Genomic DNA, 8399 nt, shown 5'->3' with positions numbered 1-8399 from the left:
GCTTGGTCTAGCAACCCAGGACGGATGATCGGTCGCCGAGGTGACGCGACGAATGGGGGCGTCGAAGGTTAACGTGGTCAATCTTTTGGGCAATAAGATCTCGCAGATCCCACTCGAGACGCTTATCGACATGGCCATGGCCGCAGGGTGCAAGCTATCACTTTACTTCAAGTTGCTTCGGGATGAGGCCGTCTCCTGATTGGCTGGCGATCCCTCGCGTTACGCTTACACCAAGCCAGCGTGCTGGGCGTTCAAAGTAGTTGACGTCGCATATTCAAAAACAACGCCCAGCCTTGATGTCGGACTTAATAGCTGGCGCCGCATGCCCCGCAGGTATACTCGACATCGATGTCGACCAGCAACAGCCCCTCCTCAAGGGGCTGCTTCTTCTCATAGTCTGTTAGAGTGTCGTCGTTGGCTTCGACTTGTTGGGGGGTGAGGGCAACCCGAGTCCGACCATTCGAGTCAATGATGTCTCTGATCTGGTCGTCGGTTAGCCCCAGTAGTCTCAAGTCAAAGCTTTTATACCTCTTGCACTCTTCATCGGTGTTGTCAGCACACGTCAGCGTCACACTTGCGGTCTGCATATCCATCGTTCATCTCCTCTGGTGGCGGGTGCTCGCCTTGAGCCCCGGGGATCGCCAGTCTAACCGGGCGCGATCTTTTCGACACCCCGTTCGATCTGAGCGTCACCTTTCGACGCCGCGTTTTTCAATGTGCGCCTGGATCGCTGGCAGATTGCCTTCAGGCATTCCTGACCGGCAGCTTTTGATCCTGGCAAGCTACATCATGGGTGATTCTCGCGAATAGCTCGATCTGTTACCACCGTCTCTCGATGAACTGATTCCCGACGATCAGCTCATCCGCGTCATCGACCTGTACGTCGATTATCTCGACCTCGAAGTCCTTGGCTTCGAATGTGCCCGGCCGGCGGCGACTGGACACACATAGGTGGATAGGCTCTCACCCATGGCGAGTGGTTTTTTCTTGTAGAATCAAGGTGTTCCTATCAGGACATGATTCAAGAGGACCTCTCGTCATTTTTCAGGACGGCCTCATGAACAAGCTGGGATATAGTAAGTAACATTAAGATTAGAGGATGCTCGAAAGTGGAAGAGTTCACTCTTATTCGAGGAACCGACACAGGGTGGATAGTCAACATTCGCAGCAGCGGTTTGTTGCGTGGCGCCTGAGGGGAGGAACTCAGTGGTTCGTTACTCCGTCTGTTTACTCGCACCACGTCGGGAGCTGCCTCTATGGGGCTTTTGGCTTACGCCTAAGCAACGTAAGACCTGATACGATAGAAACTAGCGTTGTCCGCCACCAAGGTCGTCGATCAAGGCGCAAGATAGCGGCTATTAAAACAATGCAGTACGCAAGGGGAATCAGGTGGAAGAATTCATATGGGTGATACTACTGGTCGGCGTGGTTTGGCTGGTGGGCAAAAGGAGCAAGCGAAAGCGCTCCCAGCCCCAGAGGCCTGAGCGAGCTGGGATTTCCACCCAGCAGGATCATACCGTTTCTCGTCGGAATAATTCATCGGATGACCCGCTGGGGGAGTACGGTATCCACGTCGAAGTGCGGTACGGGAGTCCCCATGGAGTTGATCTGGCACCCGACCCCAAGGTTACATCGCAGGAATGCTGGATCCCTGCAGGGCAGACAACAACGATACATGGCGTCACCATCCCGGGAGGACGCCTATTGGTCGGCCGTAAACTCCCCTCAGGTGAGGCGTACAGCCTCGAACCTTCTCTGATCAACCCTGACCTACCGGTCAACCTGAAGAATCCCGCCAATCACGAAGATACGCTTGGCTACTGGCCGCAGTATCACCGCATCAGCCCTGAAGGCAGAGCGGGCTATCTGCACTTTCTGGCCTCAGACCGTGATGACCCAAGCGTCCCTATGGGATTCGTTTTCCTGTACTTCTACGGCCTGGAGCGACGTCTGCTAGTAGATAACCCGGCAGGCGAGGTGTCCTCGGAGGAGTATGAAGACCTCATCGGCGAGATCCAGCGGCTATTGTCTGTGTACAGCCACAGCAATAGCTTGAAGGGGTACGCCTCGCGTCTGCTGGATTATCTGGCTATGGCGGAAAGCTCGTTCGACACGCCGTATACCACCCCGATAACCCGGGAAAGGCAGAATGGATTGCCGAGCCAGCTGCTTGTCGATCTCGGTATCTTCTCCGCGAGTCATCAGCCCATCCCGGCTGACTGGGCCTATGCCTGGGTAATCCAGGATCCCCAGTTCCGACTACGTACAGCGGCCGAGCGGTGCCCTGACGAGTTCAAGGCGCTATTCACACGCAGGTATCGGGAGCGCCACGGTGAGGGGATAGTGGTCAAACCCAACAAGACGTTGATTACCCTGTCGTATCACCCGGCCAGCCCGTCGATATCGCCCGCCCCGGTGCAGACTCAATTGCCCAACATCACCGGACTGAAGAAGCCGACACGACTTTTGGCTGAGCTAGTCGATCGCTCATGTGATGAGCTGGATGCCTTCAGCCGGTTCGTCGGCAAGCATCCGTCACGTTGGGATAGCATAGAGGCGTTGGCTCTGTTGCCATCGAGTCTGGCAGGCGAGCGTAAAACCGAGGAAGTGATCAACTTGGAAGCCCGGCTCAAGGCACGCTTGCAAGCGCAAGACGTTGCCAGGGTCCCTTTCACCGAGTTGGCCGCAGGCATAAACCTTGGAAGTACAGCCAAGCCAACCGCTAAGAGCATGGCTTCTTTGGCAGGTTTTCTTGAACAGGCGGGTATTGGCTTCGAGCCCGATTATCGTTATACCGGTATCTTGCCTCATCAAGATAACGACTATGTAACGTTTGAAATTCAGAGCACCAGCCAACTACCTGTCTCGCCCGAGTTCTCCCACGCCGCGACGGTAATGCGCCTGGCCGGTTTTGTCCTGTACGGCCAGAGCGACACCCTGACCGAGCTGCACTATGACATCCTCACTGACTATCTGGACCAAGTTTCTCAACTGAGCGAACTCGAGCGACAGCACCTCCAAGCGTATTTTCGGTGGGAGCTCGAACGCAAATCGACCCTCGCCGGCATGCGTAAACGCGTAGATGCCATGGATGCCAGCCAGCGCACTCAGCTCGAGCAGTTACTGGTACGTCTGGCGAGTGCCGATGGTGTGGTGGATACGGACGAGATCAAGAAATTGCGCCGCACCGCCAGTCTGCTGGGACATGATCCTGAGACCCTTTACTCCCGCATTCACTCGGCCATGGCCGAACCGACCGTCGTCCGTCAGGCCAGCGAGGCGGCCACAGGCTTTTCCATCCCGGCGCCCGAGCCGGACGCCGCGCAAGCTGGAATGCCCCGGCAACCCCTGAATCAGGACACTATCCGCCAGAAACGCACCGAAACTCAGAAGATAGCCGGCGAGCTGAACAGCATCTTTACCCCCGACTCGCCAGCCGTGCCGTCGCACGACAGTCGTGACTCACAACCCACAGGTAAAGTACCTGATACGCAGCGCACGGGGCGGCAGAGGCTGGACCCCGCCATTCTCCAAAGCAAGCGCGAAGAGAGTGACCAAGTGACCGGGGTGCTGAATGACATTTTTACACCCGAGGACGAGATGGCTGCTGGCGTCTCGGATCAGGTCCCGGATGACCCTCGACCGTTGCCGGCGTCACCGTCGCAGGGCACTGTTGACACAAGTCGCCCCGACCAGACTGATGCCGGTCCGGGTGGGTTGAATACGGCCCACATGGCGTTATTGGAAGCCGTCGCCACTCACGAGCAGGGGCTAGCCGTGAGCGAGGCGGAAACCCTTGCCGGCGAGTTACACCTCCTGTTGGCTGGTGCCATCGACACAATCAATGAAGCGGCCTTCGAACTGACGGATGCACCGGTCCTTGAGGAGGAAGGGGCCGTGCTGGTCGTGGATAGTGAAATACTTGAGGAGATGAAAGAGTGAGCCGACTACGCGATCGCGAAAGAAATGCCATTCTGAGTTCGCTACGCGCCGGCGTGGTACCGCGCGTTGGCCAACAGCACATCCAGGTCGGGCGGGCGGCTGAGATCAAGGCGTTGATCTCTGACATCGATACCCTGGCCGACGGCGGCTCAGCCGTGCGGTTCATCATTGGCGAATATGGTTCAGGGAAGACCTTTTTTCTCAACCTGGTCGGCTCGATCGCTCGCGAGAAGAAGCTCGTGACCGTTTCGGCTGACCTGACGCCGGATCGGCGCATCCATGCGACCGGTGGGCAGGCTCGGGCACTATACGCCGAGCTGATGCGCAACATGGCAACCCGCGCCAAGCCCGAGGGCGGGGCGCTGGCCAGCGTGACCGAGCGTTTCGTCACCCAGGCGCTGCAGCACGCCGAACAGAGCGGCGTCTCACCGGAGGCAGCCATTCAGGCTGGACTCGATAGTCTGATGGAAATGCATGGTGGGTATGACTTCGCCTCGGTTATCAAGGCGTACTGGCGTGGGCACGATACCGACGACACTGAGCTGCAGCAGGCTGCCATCCGCTGGCTGCGTGGGGAGTACAGTACCCGGACCGAGGCGCGCACGGCGTTGGGAGTGCGTACCATCGTCGATGACTCGAACGTCTATCAAAGTCTCAAGCTCATGGCGCGCTTCGTTCGGCTGGCCGGTTTCGGTGGGCTTCTGGTGACACTCGATGAATTGGTCAATCTCTACAAGCTCTCCAATAGCCAGGCGCGCAATGCCAACTACGAGCAGATACTGGGCATTGTCAATGACGCGCTGCAGGGCAGCGCCGACGGCCTCGGGGTCGTCTTTAGCGGGACGCCGGAGTTTCTTATGGATCCCCGACGCGGCCTGTACAGCTACGAGGCGTTGCAGTCACGTTTGGTCGAGAACCGCTTTGCCCGGGAAGGGTTGGTCGATCTCTCGGGGCCGGTTATTCGACTGACCAACCTGACCCAGGAAGACCTTTACTTGCTACTGGTGAATGTTCGTAAGGTGTTTGCCCGGGGCGAGTCGGGGGAGGAGCTACTGCCTGATGAAGGGCTCGAGGCCTTCCTGGATCACTGCCATCGTCAGATCGGAGACGCCTACTTCAAGACACCCCGCAACTCGGTGAAGGAATTCACTCAGTTTCTGTCATTGCTCGAGCAAAATCCCGAGGTTCGCTGGGATAGTCTTATCGACAAAATACAGGTGGCCCCCGAGTCAGCCGACCAGATTCCTGACGCACCAGAAGAGCCGCCCGTGCCAGCCGCAGCGCCGTCAGTGAATGATGCATCGGCACCGGCGCATGCTCCCCGGGAGGATGACGGTGATGATGAACTAACCTCCCTAAAGATTGGGGGGCCGAGGCATGACTAGTGCCAACTCCAGCGGCTTTTTTCGGCTCGATCGACGAATTCAGCGCTGGATCTGGCGTCAGGGCTGGACGCAGCTACGCGATCTCCAGGAAAAAGCCATCGTGCCAGTGCTGGACGGTCGCCAGGATGTTCTTTTGAGTGCGGCCACCGCCTCCGGCAAGACCGAGGCGGCGTTTATGCCTGCGTTGACCGGCCTACTGCAGGCGATGGATGCCGGCCCTTCGCCGATGCCCCTGATTTTGTATGTAGCCCCCCTCAAGGCACTGATCAACGACCAGCACCAGCGCCTCGAATTGCTGGTTGAAGGCACTGACGTTGCGCTTACCCCCTGGCATGGTGATATTTCGGGGACGTACAAGAAACGCTTCCGGAAGATGCCGGGCGGTGTCCTGCTGATTACCCCGGAATCCCTTGAGGCCATGTTCTCACGCACCGGCACCGAGATCTCTCGCCTGTTCGCGGGGCTGCGTCAGGTCATCATCGATGAATGGCATGCGTTCATCAGTACCGAGCGCGGTATCCAGCTGCAATCCCAATTGGCCCGGCTAGAGGTTGCTTTGGGGCGACGCATCCCGCGTATCGGACTGAGCGCGACCCTTGGCGACCTGAGTCTAGCGGCCGAGGAGCTCAGACCGGGCGGCGGGCAGGCCGTGATTCCTATCGATTCACGTAGCGATCATCAGGAACTGCAGGTCCAGTTGCGAGGCTACGAGAAAGTACCTCCCAGGCTAGGACGTAAGGAAGCTGACGCGCTGGCACGCCAGGGCCGTGAGGTGCCGATCGAGGATGTCACCCATGGTGATGACCTGGTCATCCGGGATCATCTGTTCGATACCTTGCGGGGCCAGTCGAACCTGATCTTTGCCAACAGCAAGCGTCAGGTGGAGCTATTCGCTGAGCTGCTGCGTCGCAAGAGTGAGGATCGGCGACTGCCGGAAGAATTCTTCGTGCATCATGGCTCGCTGTCCAAAGATCTGCGACATCATGTCGAGCAGAGCCTGAAAAGTGACAAGCGCCCCATGACAGCGGTATGTACCTCGACACTCGAGCTGGGCGTGGACATTGGCAGCGTGACCAGCATCGCCCAGATCGGGCCACCCCATGAAGTTGCCAGTTTGCGTCAGCGTCTGGGGCGCTCGGGGCGTCGTGGGGAGCCGGCAATACTGCGAATGTATGTCACCGAATCCAACCTGACACCGCAGACCCCTTATTTGGACCAACTGCGGTCGGGAGTGTATCAGGCCACGGCGATGGTGCAGCTTCTCGTCGAGGGCTGGTGTGAACCTCCCTGTACCGGCTATCTGCATCTATCGACACTCATTCAGCAGATACTCAGCCTGATTGCCCAGTATGGCGGGGCGACCGCAGCCGACCTGTGGCGCACTCTGGTAAAAACGGGGCCTTTTCGGCATCTGCGGAAGGATCAGTTCACGGCCTTACTCAGGGCGATGGGCCAGGAAGACTTGCTTGTTCAGACTGACAGCGGACTTCTGCTGCATGGGGCCGTGGGCGAACGTATCGTCAACCACCACGATTTTTATGCAGCGTTCAGTGCGCCCGAAGAGTTTTCCCTGTTCCACGCCGGCAAGATGATCGGCATGTTGCCGATCGATAGCCCGCTCGAAACCGGTGGCATGCTGGTGTTCGCCGGTCGACGCTGGGTGATTGTCGATATTGATGATGATCGCAAGGTGATTACTCTCAAGCCATCAAGTGGAGGTGTGCCGCCCCTGTTTGGCGGTGCCGCCGGCATGGTCCGGCGTGAGGTGCGCCAGCGGATGCGCCAGCTTTACATGGAAGGAGAGGCGCCGGGCTTTCTTAATCGCGGCGCCCAGCGATTGTTTGGGCAGGGCGGCAACTTCTTCCGGGAGATGGCGCTTGATCGGACGTGCCTTCTCCAGGAAGGGGGCCAGGTGCTGATTCTCCCATGGGAAAGCGACCTAGTGCTCAACACGCTGGCCTTGCTACTGCGTCAGCGGGGGCTGATGGCGGAGCGTGAAGGCTTGGCCGTTTCGGTACAGAATTGCCGCAGCGAGGAACTCCCGCCACTCTTCGCATCGATACTTGATTCGCCGCCGGCCTCGGTGGACGAGTTGGCTGGCTTAGCTGAGAACAAGCAGGTAGAGAAATACGATGAATATTTGCCGGAAGAACTGCTATGTAGCGAGTTCGCCGCACGTATGCTCGATCTGGACGGGGCGCTTGAGGCGATGCGTGGCATGGCCGCCACGTATGGCTAGGAGGCGGTCCTCTGTGAAGCTGCCACGCTATGCTTGTCGGGTGGGGCGGCTACCAGCTCAAAGTGGTCCTCTCGGCAAATACTGTTGGAACGTCTATCCGTGTTATGCAACTGGGGGGGGGGCTCAACTTCCAAGCGCAACGCTATTGATGAGTGCTCGGGCCTGCAGCCGATTTCTTGAGCACCTCCGCATAAACTTCCAGCGGTGTGCGCCAGACCAGTGTCTTGCGCGGTCGTGTGTTCAGTGAGTCGGCGATCTTGTCGAGTTCTCCCTGGCTGTAGAAAGAGAGATCCGTGCCCTTCGGCAGGTATTGCCGCAAAAGCCCGTTGGTGTTGAGGGGGCGGCCATCCGCTTGGAGCCTCTCTGCCATGGGCTATTCGGGCCAGCGAAGTAGATTACCGTACCGGTTTTCTGCGTGACCTCGACATGCTTCACCATCTCTTTGCCTTGGTCGTAGGTCATGGACAGGCGCAGGGCCTGTAGCACCTCATTGAGCTTGTCGCTGGAGCCAACGGCCGCCGCCGTGCCGTGGTGCCATCCACTTTCGCTAAGATCACCACACGCGTGGTGCGCTCCACCAGCATACCGACGGCGGAGCGATTGTTGGCACCGATGATGAGATCGCTCTCCCAAGGCCAGGCATCAGGCGGTCTTCGATCACAGGCGGGCACATGTGGACACTGACCAGATCGGGAATCTGCTGGCGTCGATTCTTGCCACGCTTGCGTGACCGGCGCTTGCCGTAGCTCTACCGCAAGCAGGCGATAAACTCCTTCTTGAGGCTGCCGCGGGTGATCACATAGAGTGCGTTGTAGATGGCCTCAGACCTGCCG

At 58.5% G+C, this 8399-nt stretch carries 4 protein-coding genes and 1 pseudogene; 3 read left to right on the top strand and 2 right to left on the bottom strand.

Annotation, left to right across the window (positions count from 1 at the left end):
* Nucleotides 1-305: 305 nt before the first annotated feature.
* Complete coding sequence (locus OP495_RS15595; RefSeq protein ID WP_280564520.1) at nt 306-593, bottom strand: hypothetical protein; 288 nt, start codon at nt 591-593, stop codon at nt 306-308.
* A 796-nt stretch (nt 594-1389) separates the two neighbouring features.
* Between OP495_RS15595 and OP495_RS15590 the strand changes: the two genes are divergently transcribed.
* Genes OP495_RS15590 through OP495_RS15580 form a run of 3 tightly spaced genes read left to right on the top strand, consistent with a single transcriptional unit; the run spans nt 1390 to nt 7566 of the window.
* Nucleotides 1390-3942 (top strand): TerB N-terminal domain-containing protein, encoded by a 2553-nt coding sequence (locus OP495_RS15590; RefSeq protein ID WP_348521323.1) that lies wholly within the window; start codon nt 1390-1392, stop codon nt 3940-3942.
* Nucleotides 3939-5327, top strand: a complete 1389-nt coding sequence (locus OP495_RS15585) for an ATP-binding protein (RefSeq protein ID WP_280564522.1) — start codon at nt 3939-3941, stop codon at nt 5325-5327. Before OP495_RS15590 ends, OP495_RS15585 begins: the two co-directional genes overlap by 4 nt.
* Nucleotides 5320-7566 (top strand): DEAD/DEAH box helicase, encoded by a 2247-nt coding sequence (locus OP495_RS15580; RefSeq protein ID WP_280564524.1) that lies wholly within the window; start codon nt 5320-5322, stop codon nt 7564-7566. The genes OP495_RS15585 and OP495_RS15580 overlap by 8 nt, the downstream gene beginning before the upstream one ends.
* 142 nt (nt 7567-7708) lie before the next feature.
* Here the strand turns inward: OP495_RS15580 and OP495_RS15575 are convergent.
* Nucleotides 7709-8224: pseudogene (locus OP495_RS15575) on the bottom strand (IS30 family transposase); the annotation flags it as partial.
* Between the last annotated feature and the right edge of the window lie 175 nt (nt 8225-8399).

Origin of the sequence: Chromohalobacter sp. 296-RDG, from assembly GCF_029889885.1 — a bacterium.
Classification (GTDB): domain Bacteria; phylum Pseudomonadota; class Gammaproteobacteria; order Pseudomonadales; family Halomonadaceae; genus Chromohalobacter.
Note: the sequence above shows the minus strand (reverse complement) of the source record. Positions and strands in the feature narration are given on the sequence as shown.

Bases quoted from the DNA above. Each gene is read 5' to 3' on its own strand.
- OP495_RS15580 (WP_280564524.1), top strand. From the start codon at position 5,320: ATGACTAGTGCCAACTCCAGCGGCTTTTTTCGGCTCGATCGACGAATT.
- OP495_RS15595 (WP_280564520.1), bottom strand. From the start codon at position 593: ATGGATATGCAGACCGCAAGTGTGACGCTGACGTGTGCTGACAACACC.